Annotated in this window: 15 protein-coding genes and 3 tRNA genes; 9 read left to right on the top strand and 9 right to left on the bottom strand. The window is 58.4% G+C overall.

Annotation, left to right across the window (positions count from 1 at the left end; all coding sequences use genetic code 11):
* Position 1: 1 nt before the first annotated feature.
* The 6 genes from QRN46_RS07685 to QRN46_RS07660 all read right to left on the bottom strand — a co-directional run bounded on the left by QRN46_RS07685 (position 2) and on the right by QRN46_RS07660 (position 6,925).
* Positions 2 to 1,576 carry an ABC transporter ATP-binding protein gene (locus tag QRN46_RS07685; RefSeq protein WP_285354470.1) on the bottom strand — a complete coding sequence of 525 codons (1,575 nt, stop codon included), beginning with the start codon at positions 1,574 to 1,576 and terminating at the stop codon, positions 2 to 4.
* A 13-nt stretch (positions 1,577 to 1,589) separates the two neighbouring features.
* Entirely contained in the window at positions 1,590 to 2,612 is a 1,023-nt protein-coding gene (locus tag QRN46_RS07680; protein ID WP_007952058.1) for an ABC transporter permease, read from the bottom strand.
* Positions 2,612 to 3,673 carry a microcin C ABC transporter permease YejB gene (locus tag QRN46_RS07675; protein WP_007952064.1) on the bottom strand — a complete coding sequence of 354 codons (1,062 nt, stop codon included), beginning with the start codon at positions 3,671 to 3,673 and terminating at the stop codon, positions 2,612 to 2,614. The genes QRN46_RS07680 and QRN46_RS07675 overlap by 1 nt, the downstream gene beginning before the upstream one ends.
* Complete coding sequence (locus QRN46_RS07670; RefSeq protein ID WP_285354469.1) at positions 3,673 to 5,541, bottom strand: extracellular solute-binding protein; 1,869 nt, start codon at positions 5,539 to 5,541, stop codon at positions 3,673 to 3,675. The genes QRN46_RS07675 and QRN46_RS07670 overlap by 1 nt, the downstream gene beginning before the upstream one ends.
* 135 nt (positions 5,542 to 5,676) lie before the next feature.
* Complete coding sequence (locus tag QRN46_RS07665; RefSeq protein ID WP_007952068.1) at positions 5,677 to 5,958, bottom strand: peptidylprolyl isomerase; 282 nt, start codon at positions 5,956 to 5,958, stop codon at positions 5,677 to 5,679.
* A gap of 97 nt (positions 5,959 to 6,055) precedes the next feature.
* Positions 6,056 to 6,925, bottom strand: coding sequence for an esterase/lipase family protein (locus QRN46_RS07660; RefSeq protein WP_285354468.1), 870 nt, complete (start codon positions 6,923 to 6,925; stop codon positions 6,056 to 6,058).
* 340 nt (positions 6,926 to 7,265) lie between these two features.
* On the opposite strand from QRN46_RS07660, the gene QRN46_RS07655 reads away from it, so the two are divergent.
* On the top strand, positions 7,266 to 8,378 hold the full coding sequence (locus tag QRN46_RS07655; protein WP_285354467.1) for a hypothetical protein: 1,113 nt from the start codon (positions 7,266 to 7,268) through the stop codon (positions 8,376 to 8,378).
* A gap of 63 nt (positions 8,379 to 8,441) precedes the next feature.
* On the opposite strand, the gene QRN46_RS07650 is transcribed toward QRN46_RS07655, so the two are convergent.
* Positions 8,442 to 9,518 carry a 3-deoxy-7-phosphoheptulonate synthase gene (locus QRN46_RS07650; protein ID WP_285354466.1) on the bottom strand — a complete coding sequence of 359 codons (1,077 nt, stop codon included), beginning with the start codon at positions 9,516 to 9,518 and terminating at the stop codon, positions 8,442 to 8,444.
* A 615-nt stretch (positions 9,519 to 10,133) separates the two neighbouring features.
* Between QRN46_RS07650 and QRN46_RS07645 the strand changes: the two genes are divergently transcribed.
* The 7 genes from QRN46_RS07645 (at position 10,134) to QRN46_RS07615 (ending at position 14,304) form a co-directional block, all read left to right on the top strand.
* Positions 10,134 to 10,577: a GNAT family N-acetyltransferase gene (locus tag QRN46_RS07645; RefSeq protein WP_201818441.1), complete on the top strand. Its 444-nt coding sequence runs from the start codon at positions 10,134 to 10,136 to the stop codon at positions 10,575 to 10,577.
* A gap of 127 nt (positions 10,578 to 10,704) precedes the next feature.
* Complete coding sequence (gacA, locus tag QRN46_RS07640) at positions 10,705 to 11,346, top strand: response regulator transcription factor GacA (RefSeq protein ID WP_032829778.1); 642 nt, start codon at positions 10,705 to 10,707, stop codon at positions 11,344 to 11,346.
* A gap of 2 nt (positions 11,347 to 11,348) precedes the next feature.
* On the top strand, positions 11,349 to 13,172 hold the full coding sequence (gene uvrC, locus QRN46_RS07635) for an excinuclease ABC subunit UvrC (RefSeq protein ID WP_285354465.1): 1,824 nt from the start codon (positions 11,349 to 11,351) through the stop codon (positions 13,170 to 13,172).
* A 32-nt stretch (positions 13,173 to 13,204) separates the two neighbouring features.
* Positions 13,205 to 13,765: a CDP-diacylglycerol--glycerol-3-phosphate 3-phosphatidyltransferase gene (pgsA, locus tag QRN46_RS07630; protein WP_085745522.1), complete on the top strand. Its 561-nt coding sequence runs from the start codon at positions 13,205 to 13,207 to the stop codon at positions 13,763 to 13,765.
* A 60-nt stretch (positions 13,766 to 13,825) separates the two neighbouring features.
* Positions 13,826 to 13,901, top strand: a tRNA-Gly gene (locus QRN46_RS07625).
* Between the two features lie 47 nt (positions 13,902 to 13,948).
* A tRNA-Cys gene (locus tag QRN46_RS07620) sits at positions 13,949 to 14,022 on the top strand.
* 195 nt (positions 14,023 to 14,217) lie between these two features.
* Positions 14,218 to 14,304: transfer RNA gene (locus QRN46_RS07615), tRNA-Leu, on the top strand.
* Between the two features lie 7 nt (positions 14,305 to 14,311).
* Here the strand turns inward: QRN46_RS07615 and QRN46_RS07610 are convergent.
* Together QRN46_RS07610 and QRN46_RS07605 are read right to left on the bottom strand one after the other, a co-directional pair.
* Positions 14,312 to 14,581: a hypothetical protein gene (locus tag QRN46_RS07610; RefSeq protein ID WP_285354464.1), complete on the bottom strand. Its 270-nt coding sequence runs from the start codon at positions 14,579 to 14,581 to the stop codon at positions 14,312 to 14,314.
* Between the two features lie 123 nt (positions 14,582 to 14,704).
* On the bottom strand, positions 14,705 to 14,833 hold the full coding sequence (locus QRN46_RS07605) for a hypothetical protein (protein ID WP_269117473.1): 129 nt from the start codon (positions 14,831 to 14,833) through the stop codon (positions 14,705 to 14,707).
* A gap of 123 nt (positions 14,834 to 14,956) precedes the next feature.
* Between QRN46_RS07605 and QRN46_RS07600 the strand changes: the two genes are divergently transcribed.
* Positions 14,957 to 15,205, top strand: coding sequence for a hypothetical protein (locus tag QRN46_RS07600; protein WP_285354463.1), 249 nt, complete (start codon positions 14,957 to 14,959; stop codon positions 15,203 to 15,205).
* Positions 15,206 to 15,423 lie beyond the last annotated feature (218 nt).

The following is a 15,423-nucleotide window of genomic DNA, read 5'->3' as shown; positions in this document are numbered from 1 at the left end:
CCTATCCCGGATGCGCCGCGGCCAACAGCTCTTTGGTATAGGGATGCTGCGGTGAATCGAACACGTCATGGCTGGCGCCGCTTTCGACCACCTTGCCATCCTTGATCACGATCATGTCGTGGGCCAGCGCCCGCACTACGGCCAGGTCATGACTGATGAACAGATACGTCAGGCCGTGTTTTTCCTGTAGCTGGCGGAGCAGGGCGACCACCTGTTTCTGCACGGTGCGATCCAGCGCCGAAGTCGGCTCATCGAGCAGGATCAGCGCCGGTTTGAGCACCAGTGCCCGGGCAATGGCAATGCGCTGACGCTGCCCGCCGGAAAACTCATGGGGGTAGCGGTGACGGCTTTCAGGGTCGAGGCCCACTTCCTTGAGCACGCGGATCACCTGATCGTCGCACTCCTCGGCGGTGGACTGGCAATGCACCTCCAACCCTTCGCTGATGATCTGCGCCACCGACATGCGCGGGCTGAGGCTGCCGAACGGGTCCTGGAACACCACCTGCATTTGTCGGCGCCACGGGCGCATCTGCTTCTGGTCGAGGCCGTCGAGTGCCGTGCCCTGGAAGCGAATGCTGCCCTTGGATTCGAGCAGCCGCAGGATCGCCTGACCGAGGGTAGACTTGCCCGAACCGGACTCGCCGACGATGCCCAGCGTCTTGCCGCGCTGGATGTTCAGGCTGATGCCGTCCACCGCGCGCAGGTATTGCTTGCGCTGGAACAGCCCGCCGCCGACCGTGAAATCAACCCGCAGGTCATCGACTTCGAGCACGTTTTCGCGTTCGTCCCGCGGGAGCGCTTCGCCTTCCGGTTCGGCATTGAGCAACACGCAGCTGTAAGGGTGTTTCGGCTCGGTGAACAGGGTTTCGCACGGCGCCTGCTCGACGATCTCGCCGGCCTTCATCACGCACACCCGTTGGGCGATGCTGCGCACCAGATTGAGGTCGTGACTGATCAGCAGAAGCGACATGCCCAGGCGCCGTTGCAAGGATTTGAGCAGCAACAGAATCTTGCGCTGTACGGTCACATCGAGTGCGGTGGTTGGTTCGTCGGCGATCAGCAATTCCGGCTCGCAGGCCAGGGCCATCGCAATCATCACCCGCTGGCGCTGCCCGCCGGACAGCTGGTGCGGATAGGCCTTCAGTCGCTCTTTCGGTTTCTGGATGCCCACCAGTTCCAGCAGTTCGAGGATCCGCGCCTGAGCCTCTTTGCCGCCGAGGCCGCGGTGCAGCAACAGGGTTTCGCCGATCTGCTTTTCAATCGTGTGTAACGGATTGAGCGAGGTCATCGGCTCCTGGAAAATCATGGCGATGCGGTTGCCTCGCAGGTCGCGCAGGGTCTTGGGATCAGCGCCGACCAGTTCCTGGCCACGATAACGGATGCTGCCGGTGGTCCGGGCATCGCATTCGGGGAGCAGTTGCAGGATCGAATGGGCGGTCACCGATTTGCCCGAGCCCGATTCGCCGACCAGTGCCAGGCACTCGCCGGGGCGAATGTCCAGGCACAGGTTGCGCACCACGGTCTGGCCATGGAAGGCGACGCTGAGGTCACGGATTTCGATCAGGTTGTCAGTCATATCAAGGGTCCGTTCATGAGCGCGGATCGAAGGCATCGCGCAGCGCTTCGCCGATGAATACCAACAGGGAAAGAATCAGCGCCAGGGTGAAAAACGCGGTCAAGCCGAGCCACGGCGCTTGCAGGTTCTGCTTGCCCTGACCGATCAGCTCACCCAATGAAGCGCTGCCGGCGGGCATGCCGAAGCCGAGGAAATCCAGCGCGGTCAGGGTCGAAATCGCCCCGGTCAGAATGAAGGGCAAGTAGCTCAGGGTCGCGTTCATCGCGTTGGGCAGGATATGCCGGACAATCACCTTGCGATCGCTCAAGCCCAAGGCCCGGGCAGCCTTGACGTACTCCAGATTACGACCGCGCAGGAACTCGGCGCGTACCACGTCCACCAACGCCAGCCAGGAAAACAGTGCCATGATCCCCAGCAGCCACCAGAAGTTCGGCTCGACGAATCCCGAGAGGATGATCAGCAGGTAAAGCACCGGTAACCCCGACCAGACCTCCAGCAATCGCTGACCGAGCAGATCTACCCAGCCCCCGTAATACCCCTGCAGAGCGCCGGCCGCGATGCCGATCAGGGCGCTGACGAAGGTCAGCATCAAGGCGAACAGGATCGATACCCGAGCGCCGAAGATCACCCGAGCCAGTACGTCGCGCGCCTGGTCGTCGGTGCCCAGCCAGTTGACAGAAGTCGGCGGGCTCGGTGCCGGTTTGTTGAGGTCGTAGTTCGGGGTGTCGTCACTGAACGGAATCGGCGGAAACAACAGCCAGCCACCGTCCTTGCGGATCAGCTTCTGTACGTAATCGCTGCGGTAGTCGGCCTGGAACGGCAGTTGCCCGCCAAACTCCTGTTCGGTGTGGCGCTTGAATACCGGGAAATACCATTGGCCCTGATAACTGACGACCAATGGCTTGTCGTTGGCAATCAGTTCGCCGCCAAGGCTGAGCAGGAACAGACCGATAAACAGCCACAGCGACCACCAGCCCCGGCGGTTTTTCTTGAAGCGTTCGAAGCGGCGACGGCCCAAAGGCGAGAGCTTGAACATCAGGCGTTCCTCGCGGCGAAGTCGATGCGCGGGTCGACCAGCGTGTAGCACAGGTCGCCGATCAGTTTTATCAGGAGGCCGAACAGGGTGAAGATGAACAGCGAGCCGAACACCACCGGATAATCACGGGACACGGCCGCTTCGTAACTCATGCGCCCCAGACCGTCGAGAGAGAAGATCACTTCGATCAGCAACGAACCGGCGAAGAATACGCTGATGAACGCCTGGGGAATGCCCGACACCACCAGCAGCATCGCGTTGCGGAACACGTGTCCGTAGAGCACCCGGTTTTCGCTCAGGCCTTTGGCGCGCGCGGTGACCACGTATTGACGGGTGATTTCATTGAGGAACGAGTTCTTGGTGAGGATGGTCAGGGTGGCGAAACCGCCGATCACCAAGGCCGTGACCGGCAACACCAAGTGCCAGAAGTAGTCGGTGATCTTGCCCAGCGTCGACAGGGATTCGAAGTTGTCGGACACCAGCCCGCGCACCGGAAACCAGTTCAGCGAGGTGCCGCCGGCGAACACCACGATCAGGAACATCGCGAACAGGAATGCCGGCATGGCGTAGCCGATGATGATCGCCGTGCTGCTCCAGATATCGAAATGGCTGCCGTGGTGCACGGCTTTGCGGATGCCCAGCGGGATCGACACCAGATAAGTGATCAGCGTCGCCCACAGGCCAAGGGAAATGGTCACCGGCATTTTCTGCAGGATCAGGTCGGTGACCGTGGCGCCGCGGAAAAAGCTTTTGCCGAAATCCAGTTGCGCGTAATTCTTGAGCATCAGCCACAGGCGTTCATGGGCGGGTTTGTCGAAGCCGTACTGTTTTTCGATGTCCTTGATCAGCTGCGGATCGAGGCCGCGGCTGGCGCGGGACGTGCCGCTCATGGTCTCGCTCGCACCGCCGCCGACGCTGGCGCCGCCGATGCCTTGCAGGTGGGCGATGGCCTGTTCCACCGGACCACCCGGTGCGGCCTGAATGATCACGAAGTTGACCAGCAGAATGATCACCAGCGTCGGGATGATCAGCAGCAGGCGCCGCAGTATGTAAGCCCACATCAGTGCGGCCCTCCGGGTCTGCCACGGCTGATCTTCTCGGCCGTCATCTGCTGATTGGTCAGCGGCGTGCTGCTGATTTCCCACCAGCTCTCGATCGCTTCGTCATTGCTCGCCTGCACGGTGGGAATGCCGAAACGGTTCCACCACACGGTGGACGTGCCCGGCGGGTAATAGTTGGGAATCCAGTAGTAGTTCCATTGCAGCACCCGATCCAGCGCATGGGCATAGCGCAGCATTTCAGGCTGGGTCGAGGCGCGGATCAGGCCGTTGATCAAGGTGTCGACCGCCGGGTTCTTCAGCACCATGTAGTTGTTGGCGCCGGGATCGTTGGCCGATGCCGAACCGAAGTAGTTCAACAGTTCGCCGCCGGGGGAGGTGGTGACCGGGTAGCCGGTGACGATCATGTCGTAGTCGCGGCTCATCAGGCGGTTGACGTACTGCGAGGAATCGATGCGACGGATGTCGAGGTTGATGCCGATCTGTTTCAGCGTGCGCTTGTAGGGCAGCAGCAGGCGATCCATGCCGTTCTGGCTGACCAGAAAGGTGAAACTCAGCGGCTCGCCGCGTTCGTTGACCAACTGGTCGCCATCGGGTTTCCAGCCGGCCTGTTCCAGCAGCTCCAGCGCTTGCAGTTGTTTGTCGCGGATAATGCCGCTGCCATCGGTCTTCGGTGCTTCGAAGACCCGGGTAAACACCTCGTCGGGAATCTGGCCGCGCAAGGGTTCGAGAATCTTCAGCTCGGCGGCATCCGGCAACTGCCGGGCGGCCAGATCTGTGTTGGAAAAGTAACTCTGCTGGCGGATGTACATATTGCGCATCATCTGCCGGTTGCTCCATTCGAAATCCCAGAGCATGGCCAGCGCCTGGCGTACCCGACGATCCTGGAACATCGGCTTTTGCAGGTTGAACACGAAACCCTGGGCCGACTGCGGCGCCTCGGTGGCCAGATGAGCCTTTTGCAGGCGACCGTCGCTCAGAGCGGGGCTGTCGTAGCCGATGGAGTAGCCGGTGGCGGAGAATTCTCGGTTGTAGTCATAGGCGCCACCGCGCAAGACCTGGCGGGCGACGTCGGTGTCGCCGAAGTACTCGATGCTGAAGTGGTCGAAGTTGTACAGGCCACGGCTGACCGGCAGGTCCTTGCCCCACCAGTCGGGATTGCGTTCAAAGGTGATGCTACGCCCGGAGTCGACCTTGCCGACCCGATACGGGCCGCTGCCCAGCGGCGGTTCATAGCCGCCACCGCCGGCGAAATCACGGGTCTTCCACCAATGCTCGGGAAATACCGGCAGGGTCGCGATGTCCAGCGGCAGGGTGCGGTTTTCGTTGCTCTTGAAATCGAAACGTACGGTGAGCGGGGCTTCGACTTCGACGCCTTTGACGTCGGCGAACTGGGTGCGATAACGCAGGCTGCCCTGGGTCATCAGCAAATCATAGGTGTAGCGCACGTCTTCGGCGGTGATCGGCTTGCCATCGGCGAAGCGGGCCTTGGGATTGATAAAGAAACGCAACGACAGGCCGTCATCCGAGCGTTCCATTTTCTGCGCCACGAGGCCGTATACGGTGTAGGGCTCGTCGAGCGAACGCTGGGCCAGCGGGGAATACAGCAGACCGTCGATCTGGCTGACGCCGATACCTTTGTCGATATACGGCAGGACGTGGTCGAAGTGGCCGATCTCGATGGCCGAGCGGCGCATCGTCCCACCCTTGGGCGCCCGGGCGTTGGTGTAATCGAAGTGACTGAACCCGGGCGGGTACTTTGCCGGTTCGCCATAGACGGTCATTGCATGCTGCGGTGCGGCGTCCACACCGGTGATCCCCAGCAGCAGGGTTACGGCAGTGAACATCAATGTCGGGAAAGCCAGTCGCATTGTCAGCCTTAAAGCCGGGTAATCGATAAGCGCAATTTGTACGCGAGCGGCGCGCCGTTCGCCAGCGGTGTGGTGTAACCAAAACAAAACGGCCCGCCATCAGGCGGGCCGTTGCACAGCAGGTCGGGCTGAAAATCAGTCCTGACGGCTGGTGACTTCCAGCAGGTGGTAGCCGAACTGGGTCTTCACCGGGCCTTGTACGACGTTGATCGGCGCGCTGAACACTACGGTGTCGAATTCCTTGACCATCTGGCCAGGACCGAACGAACCCAGGTCGCCACCCTGACGGCTGGACGGGCAGGTGGAGTTGGCCTTGGCCACTTCGGCGAAATCGGCGCCACCTTCGATCTGGGCCTTGAGTTCGTTGCACTTGGCTTCGCTGGAAACCAGGATGTGGCGGGCAGTGGCTTTAGCCATGGTGAAACTCTCCAATCAAATCAGTAAAGGGGTGAGCCTACCGGATTCAGTGGCCGATTTCTCGGCAAAGTTCCATTCGCTCGTCTGATGCCGGTCGCTAGAGATTAGCGGCTTGCAAACGCAGAGCATGCTCCACGTAAAGTTCGATCGAGTCGTTCGCCACGGCGCGCTGTCCGGCTGCTCGTCGCAGAGTGCGCAAATGGTCGAGTGGGTAATCTGAACGGATCACCGTACCCAAGTGAGAGCTGAAGCGACCGACAAAACCGTCGTTCTGCGCGGGTTCTGTAATGAAGTATTCGGACAGGGCGCTGCAGATATCCTGTACGGGGTCGAGTGTCGGCCCGTCAAACTCCGGCACGACCCCGCTCCACGAGTAATAGCGAACGCCATTGACACACTCGGCACCTTGACCGCCCCAGACGTGTGGCAGGCCCTGCGGGTACTTGTCATTAAAGTTGCAGACTCCTTCCGTTGTCAGCGCACCCAGCGCCGCCAATGCGCTGTGTGGCAACGGCGTGCGCCCGCTGAGCAAGGACAGGAAGTCTGCAAACCGTGTCGCCACGTTCTGGGCCACGATTTCCGGCAGTCTTCCTGGTTTCAGCGCCTTGATCAGGAAGTCGGCCAGTTCCGAACCGTGGTTGGGCCCGCTGACCGACGTCACAGAAGCAACCCTGCCTGGGGCAAGCGCTGCAGCGTAGCGTGCTGTGAGTGCGCCCTGACTGTGACCAATCAGGTTGACTTTGCTCGCGCCTGTGCCCCTGAGCACGGAGCCGATTTGCGAAAGCAGCTGTTCCCCGCGAACTTCATTGTCATGGATTGCTGACAGATGAGGCACAAATACCTGGACGCCGACCGCCTTGAGCGCCTGCCTGACGTCATGGAACAGCTCGAAAGGGCCAATGCGCTCGAATCCGAACAGGCCATGCACCAGTAGAACGGGATGATTGGTTGTCGCATTTAGTAGCATTTTTCGTCCTTGATCGCAGAAGATCGTCGATGTTTTCTGCGTGCCACTCTAAAACAGTCGTGAGGCTTGGGATGCCTGAAGATTCGCCGTCATGCATCGGAAACTCGATCAATGTGTGTGTGAATTTTCACTTCTGTATGAAATCCACTTCGGAACATTTAGAAAGCTTTCGCCTCGTTGAAAGTATTTTTCCTTTCTTTGCCTACTTCCTTTGGTGCATTCGGCTCTGGCTTGAAGCGTGATGAGCTGACATCGGGTCAATGATGACACGCTTTAAATAGAGACTCTTCGACACAGCGCTCAGGCGACGTGTCATTTCCAGGGAGTGGAGAGGCAACTGATGAAAGATGCAGAAACTACGGTTTTGCAAGAAAAGGACACAGGGATGGACGGTGAGGGTATTCGGTCGCCCGGGTTGTGTCGGGAGGGTGGTCGGGCTCTGCCGTTGCCGGCTCCCGCACTGGATTCCATTACAGGGGCGGTCATTGATCCGTCATTGAGCAGGGTTGTCGTCAGGATTGCGCCCTGGCCTGGAATGGCGTGCGGGGACCGGGTGGTTTTGAGTTGGCATGGTCTCGATATACAAGGTTTGCCATATCGGCACGACATTTCGCGATCCGTCAGTGAAGGGCAATTGGGCAAGGATATCGTTCTGATCGTACGGGACGCTCACATCGCTGCGCTGGACGGGGGGACTCTGGAAGTCTACTGGACGTTGACCAGCGTCACGAGATCGGAGCCTGTCACTTCATTGCGTACACAGCTGGACGTTGGGGACATCCGTTACAGTCTGTTGCCAGCCATCGTCGAGGATGCCGTCGGAGGCAGTCTCGATCCGGCTCGCGTACCCTACGGAACGACTGCCATTCTTCAACCTTATGCAGGCATGAGTGCAGGCGATCGGGTGCAGTTGATCTGGCAGGGGCCTTCACCGGAGGCATCGTTTCGAGACGCGCTTATCGTTGAGTTCTTTGCTGTTGGTCAGCCTCTGGTGTTCGGGATCGCTCCTGAATTCATCGCCCCGCATTTTGGGGGCGAGGTGGTGATTCGCTACCGTATCGAGCAGAAGAGCGGAGCCGTACACGAGTCAGGTGTTACGCGAGTCAGCATTGCTCCATTGGTACGAGGTGAGCTGCCGGCTCCTCAGGTGCTTGAAGCGGATGATGGAGTGCTCAATGTGACGGATGCCATCGATGGTGTCAGCGTGCTGATAAGTGATGCGCGAGTCGAGGAGGGCGAGCTGGTTTATCTCAAGTGCGATGGCGAGTCGTTTTTTCACCGTGACGACCGAGAAATCATCAGCGGGATGGCCATGCAGTCTTTGGTGTTCATCGTGCCTTATCGGTTCTGGCGCGAGCACGTCAATACCGTCGTGCGGCTATCCTACTCGGTCGAGCGGCTGGACGACGTCAGTCAGCAGTCCGAGGTGATGTTGCTGCAAGTGCAGGCGTGATCATCTGTTGTGAACACTGCACCGCCCTCCGTGAGAACGCGCAGCGGAGGGCGGTGTTCACTGTCAGGCTGAGGCCTGTTTTCGCATGCGATGCGCTGCGTCCAGCAGCAACTGCCTGGTGGAATCGAACCCGAGGCAGGCATCGGTAATCGAAACTCCGTACCGAAGCGACTCGCTCAACGGTTGGCATCCTTCAAACAGGTGTGACTCAAGCATCATGCCGACCAGCGAGCGGTCGCCCTTCAAGCGTTGCTCCAGCACATCGTTGAACACGCCTGGCTGCCGGAGTGGGTCCTTGCCACTGTTGGCATGACTGCAATCAACCATCATCCGCTTCGGGATCTTCAGGCGGTTCAACTCGGCGTTGATTCTGGAAACGCTTTCGCGGTCGTAGTTCGGCCCTTTGTGGCCACCGCGCAGCACCAGATGTGTGTCTTGGTTGCCCGGGGTCTGGATGATTGCCGGGTGGCCCTGGCTGTCGACGCCGAAGTGACGATGGGGATGTGCTGCCGAACGCATCGCGTCAACGGCGACGGTCACGCCGCCATCGGTGCCGTTCTTGAAGCCGACCGGCATGCTCAGTCCACTGGCCATTTCCCGGTGGATCTGGGACTCGGTAGTACGGGCGCCAATGGCGACCCAGCTCAGCAAGTCATCGAAGTACCCGGCGGCCATGGGCTGCAGCAGTTCGGTGGCAATCGGAAGTCCGACGCGGATCATTTCGAGCATCAGTTCGCGCGACAGGGTGAGGCCTGCAGCCATGTCGTCGCTGCCATTCAGATGAGGGTCATAGGCAAGGCCTTTCCAACCGACGGTGGTGCGAGGTTTTTCGACGTAGGCACGCATCACCAGCAGCATGTCATCACGGACTTCTTCGGCCAGATGCGAAAGTTTGCTGGCGTATTCAAGCGCGGACTCAGGGTCGTGTATCGAGCAGGGGCCGACGATCACCAGCAAACGCGGGTCATGGCCATCGAGAATCGCGCGGACCGCCTGGCGGTGTGCAACGACTTGCTGGTTCAGCGCATTGCTCAGGGGCAATTGCTGTTTGAGTTGCAGCGAACTCGGCAGACGCAGGGTCAATGCTTCGTTGGCAGGGTTCAGGGTGGACAGTGGCAGAGCAGAAACGGACGAGTTCATATTCGGTCTTCCAGGGCGGAGGGCGGGGTCTTCCCGCTCAATCGGCCCTACTGGGGTGTTCGACAATTGGCCGGATTGGCTACGTGTGTTGGCTTGCCACCTGTGGGTGACCGATCGGAGGCGGCAGGCTGTCCCGAGCGGAGGCTGGTAAATCGCCAGGCGGTAAAACTGTCGTAACGGTAATAAGTGGCGTAGTTCATTGGTTGAATCCTCAAAGTGTCTGGTGTGTTGCTGAAAAAAGTTCGGGCCTGAAAAAACAAAACCCCCGGTCGGGAGGCCGACCGGGGGTTGAGAAATCTCTGGTAGGCGACCCGTTCAAATGGGCGCCGGTTGGGTATCAGGCGCGCCAGTGGCTAAACCAATACCCAAAATAAAAGCTTGCTGGAGCCGAGGCACCGTTCACCCGGGCAGCCGCAACCGAGCGCGAGGCGCTGCTGGTATGGGGCTGTGAAAGGGCGTTGAACATGAGCTGTCTCCGATGAATGCGCCGAGCTTACTAGAGGCTGCTGCGCATCAGCAATCAGAAAATGCTATCGGAGTAGTAAGAAGGACTTTATGGGTTGAGCGCTCGCCTGGTTGTGCCACACTCTGCTTTTGACGCGTATCGAGGCGGGAATGAGTTTTGAATTGCGCCAGGCAACGGCCGCCGACCTGTCGTTTGTGCGAGAGCTGACTTGCCGAAACATGCTCCGCTACTACATTCACTATGACTTGCTGTGGCAGGATGAGGCGTTCGATGTCGCCTGGGCCGGGCGCGACAACTGGTTGATCCTTCAGGAAGGCGAATTGACGGGGTATTTCAGTCTCAGTCGTGATGCTCGGGCCGTGTATATCCGCGAATTGCAGATCGTCGAAAGCGCTCAAGGCCAGGGCGCGGGATCCTGGGCGATCGATCAGGTTAGTGCGATGGCCCGGCTGGAGCGCAGGCCGGCGCTGCGCCTGACGGTATTCAAAAACAATCCGGCGCAAAACCTTTATCGAAGAAAAGGAATGTTGGTGCAGGGCGAGGACGAGTGTTTCCTGCGAATGCAGCTCGATTTGAGTACACCTGTGCTCTGAAACCCACGGCCGGCAAGCCCCCGATGAAGAATTGAAACTTTTTATATGTCGCTTGCCGCTAGGTCTGCCCGGCACTTTTTGCTAAGGTGTCCGGCATCCCAATAAGACCATATCGCGAGGTGTCTGCTTGATTAGGGTGCTAGTGGTCGACGACCATGATCTCGTTCGTACAGGCATTACACGTATGCTGGCCGACATCGATGGCCTGCAGGTAGTGGGCCAGGCCGAGTCCGGGGAAGAATCCCTCATCAAGGCTCGTGAGTTGAAGCCCGACGTGGTGCTGATGGACGTCAAGATGCCGGGCATCGGCGGCCTGGAAGCCACGCGCAAACTGTTGCGCAGCCATCCCGACATCAAAGTGGTCGCGGTCACCGTGTGTGAGGAAGACCCGTTTCCTACACGGTTGCTGCAGGCCGGTGCGGCGGGCTATCTGACCAAGGGCGCCGGACTGCCGGAAATGGTTCAGGCCATACGCCTGGTGTTTGCCGGCCAGCGCTATATCAGTCCGCAAATTGCCCAGCAACTCGCCATAAAATCCTTTCAGCCGACCAACGATTCACCATTCGATGCGTTGTCCGAGCGGGAAATCCAGATTGCGCTGATGATTGTCGGCTGTCAGAAGGTTCAGATCATTTCCGACAAATTGTGCCTGTCGCCGAAAACCGTTAACACCTACCGCTACCGCATATTCGAGAAGCTCTCGATCAGCAGCGATGTCGAACTGACGCTTCTTGCGGTTCGTCACGGCATGGTTGATGCCAGCCTCTGATCATGACTGAAACCTTCGATTCAGGCGCCTTTCTGTCAACCGTCAGCGGGCGTCCCGGCGTGTATCGCATGTTCGATAGCGATGCGCGTCTGCTGTACGTCGGCAAGGCGAAGAACCTCAAAAAACGTCTGGCCAGCTACTTCCGCAAGACCGGCCTTGCGCCGAAAACCGCAGCACTGGTCGGGCGTATCGCCCAGGTCGAAACCACCATCACGTCCAACGAGACAGAGGCGTTGCTGCTCGAGCAAACTCTCATCAAGGAGTGGCGGCCGCCGTACAACATCCTGTTGCGCGACGATAAATCCTATCCCTATGTCTTTTTGTCTGACGGGCAATTTCCGCGCCTGAGCATTCATCGCGGGGCTAAAAAGGGCAAGGGCAAGTATTTCGGTCCCTACCCGAGTGCCGGGGCGATCCGCGAAAGCCTCAGCCTTTTGCAGAAGACGTTCTTCGTGCGTCAGTGCGAGGACAGTTACTACAAGAACCGGACCCGGCCGTGCCTGCAATATCAGATCAAGCGTTGCAAGGCGCCCTGCGTCGGATTGGTCGAGCCTGAGGTTTACGCCGAGGACGTGCGTCACTCGGTGATGTTCCTCGAAGGGCGCAGTCATGCGTTGACCAATGAGCTGTCGACGGCGATGGAAGAGGCAGCAATCAACCTCGAATTCGAACGCGCCGCCGAACTGCGCGACCAGATTGCCTTGCTGCGTCGGGTGCAGGATCAACAGAGCATGGAGGGCGGTACCGGCGACATCGATGTGATCGCTGCGTTCGTCAATCCGGGCGGTGCCTGTGTCCACCTGATCAGCGTGCGGGGAGGGCGGGTGCTTGGCAGCAAGAATTTCTTCCCGCAAGTCGGGATTGAAGAGGAAGTGGCCGAGGTCATGGCCGCTTTCCTCGGGCAATATTTCATCAGTAGCCCGGAGCGCGATTTGCCGAGCGAACTGATCGTCAACGTCGTGCACGAAGACTTCCCTGCACTGATCGAGGCCATTCAGGCGCTGCGCGGGCGTGAATTGAGCATCAGTCATCGGGTGCGCGGAACACGGGCGCGCTGGCAGCAACTGGCCGTGACCAATGCCGAACAGGCACTCGGCGCCAGGTTGGCCAATCGTCAACACGTTGCAGCACGTTTCGAGGCACTGGCTGAAGTGTTGAATCTCGATGAGCCGCCACAAAGGCTGGAGTGTTACGACATCAGTCACTCCAGCGGTGAAGCCACGGTTGCGTCCTGTGTGGTGTTCGGCCCGGAAGGGGCGATCAAGTCGGATTACCGTCGTTACAACATCGAAGGTGTGACCGCCGGCGACGATTACGCCGCCATGCATCAGGCCCTGACCCGACGCTTCAGCAAGCTGAAAGAAGGCGAGGGCAAACTGCCGGACATCCTGTTGGTGGACGGCGGCAAGGGGCAGCTGTCGATGGCGCGTGATGTGCTCAACGAACTGGCGGTTCCGGATCTGATCTTGCTGGGGGTCGCGAAAGGCGCCACGCGCAAGGCGGGATTCGAGACTTTGTATCTAAATGATGCGGCAAACGAGTTCACCTTGCGGGGGGATTCGCCGGCGCTGCACCTGATCCAGCAGATTCGTGACGAAGCCCACCGCTTTGCAATTACAGGCCACCGTGCACGACGCGGCAAGACCCGCCGCACGTCAACGCTGGAAGGTGTGGCAGGCGTCGGGCCGACCCGGCGTCGGGACTTGTTGAAACATTTTGGTGGATTGCAGGAGCTGTCTCGTGCAAGCATCGAAGAGATCGCCAAAGCACCGGGGATCAGCAAAAAGCTAGCAGAGTCGATTTATGCAAACCTGCATAGTGAGTAGAATGCCCATTCACCTCGTAGCCAGTTGTGCCGATGAATATCCCTAATCTGATAACCGTTCTCCGCGTCCTGCTCATCCCGATTTTCATTCTGTTGTTCTATCTGCCTTACCAATGGAGCTATCTGGCCTCAAGTTCGGTATTCGCCTTTGCGGCGGCAACGGACTGGCTCGACGGCTATCTCGCGCGACGCCTGGAGCAAAGCACGCCGTTTGGTGCGTTTCTGGATCCCGTCGCTGACAAACTGATGGTTGCCGTTGCCCTGGTGCTACTGGTGCAAGAACACGGCAATCTTTGGCTCACACTTCCGGCGGCTGTCATCATCGGTCGCGAGATCGTAGTTTCGGCATTGCGTGAGTGGATGGCCGAGCTTGGTGCACGGGCCCATGTGGCCGTGTCGAATCTGGGCAAGTGGAAAACTGCTGCACAGATGCTCGCGCTGGTGATCCTGCTGGCCAATCCAAAAGATTTCAGCTTTTGGGTTCTGGTCGGTTATGCGTTGCTGATGGTCTCTGCAGGCCTGACCCTGTGGTCGATGGTTCAATACCTCCGCGCTGCCTGGCCACATCTGAAGACCGATGTTGAAAAGAAATAAAACTTTTTTGAATCAAAGGGTTGACGGGGCATCTGGAATCTATAGAATGCGCCACACCAAGCGGGAATAGCTCAGTTGGTAGAGCACGACCTTGCCAAGGTCGGGGTCGCGAGTTCGAGTCTCGTTTCCCGCTCCAAGTTTGTATAACGTTTGTTGTTGCGCTACTGACAGCAAATGTTTTGAGGCCGAGTAGCAAAATGGTTATGCAGCGGATTGCAAATCCGCCTACGCCGGTTCGATTCCGACCTCGGCCTCCACTATAAACAAGCTCCGTAGATCCATGATTTACGGAGCTTTTTTATTTGCGTTGCACGGAAAGATTTAGTCTTTGAAACGGCAACTGCAAACTTGCTTCACCGGGAAGTGATGTATATATTTCCCCCTCTGCCGCCGACATGCAGTTCCTGTCAGGACTGCGAATCGTCATCAGAGCCAAGCAACACCGCGCTACCGCCCGAATGGCGAAACTGGTAGACGCATGGGACTTAAAATCCCCCGCTCGTAAGGGCGTGCCGGTTCGATTCCGGCTTCGGGCACCATCTAAAATCAAGGGTTTGCGAGCGAAAGCTGATGCAAACCCTTGTTTGTTTCCGGGTCGCAATTTTGACAGCGGTCCGCAATTCGCTTCGTTGGCATCACTTCTTGCCCTTGCGATTCCGGATGTACTACTCGGGTCACCACAACGGTGGTTTGTCCAAATTGATCTTTGGTCTGCATGATATCGCCACTCGATTCCGCCTTGTCAGTGCCAGCCTTGGCGCGCAGGTCACGCATTTGGAACTCGACCTTTTCGACTCCAGCGGCATCGCGGGCCACATCAAAGCTCCTCCGTAAAATCGCCTCCATCTCGGAGTGCCACCTTCCGACACGATCAGCCGTTTCGAACGGACCTTGTGCCCAGCCTTCCGGGCCATGATTCGAACATACAAAACTTTCAGCTCACCAATTACCCATTTGGCGCGTGCGTAGGCTTTCGTACTTATAGCTGAAAGCATCGATTTCGTGATGCATCACCAGCAACTTGGCCATGAGCGTGTTCAGTGAATGGTGAATTTTTGCATCGAGCATATGGGGTCCTTACCGCTATAGCGGCTATCAAATTCAAGGGAGGAAGAAGCCCTGGTTGGATCTGTATCGACAGCCGTCCATTCAGGAACTACCGTGATTGAAAGCTGCCGGAGCCAACGAATCATGTTCAGCAAATATCCAAATCAAAAGCTGGGTAGGAGGCTGTCTTTTTCCCTGTGGATTCTGATGCTGGTAGTAGCGGTTGTGGCTATTTTCACGGCTGACTGGATGAGTGCATCTTTGATACTCCTGGTCTCGAGCGTTTTCTTCATACCCGCGTTTATCCTCAGCGAAGAAGCCTTTGCGCGCCTTGTAAGTGCTCTAGCGAAGGTGAGCTTCCTGGCACCTCTGGTTCGCTTTCTTGGTGGTTGACCTTAAAAGGCAAGAGGTTGCTGGTATTTGTTGCTGATGCCCCCGGCGAAGTCTTCGAGCTCTTCTGCCATGCCGTACATCCTGTGGGGTTTGCCAGGTGAAATAAAACAAGTAAGCCGGGTTATTCCATGTCGGGGCCTGAATCGTAACGGCATTCAGCGAACTGTCTAGTCCTGAAATAGGTTTACACCTGTTTCAGCCTCAAAACGCCCGATGCA

Origin of the sequence: Pseudomonas sp. lyk4-R2A-10, from assembly GCF_030209075.1 — a bacterium.
In the GTDB taxonomy this organism is placed as follows: Bacteria; Pseudomonadota; Gammaproteobacteria; order Pseudomonadales; family Pseudomonadaceae; genus Aquipseudomonas; species Aquipseudomonas glycinae.
Note: the sequence above shows the minus strand (reverse complement) of the source record. Positions and strands in the feature narration are given on the sequence as shown.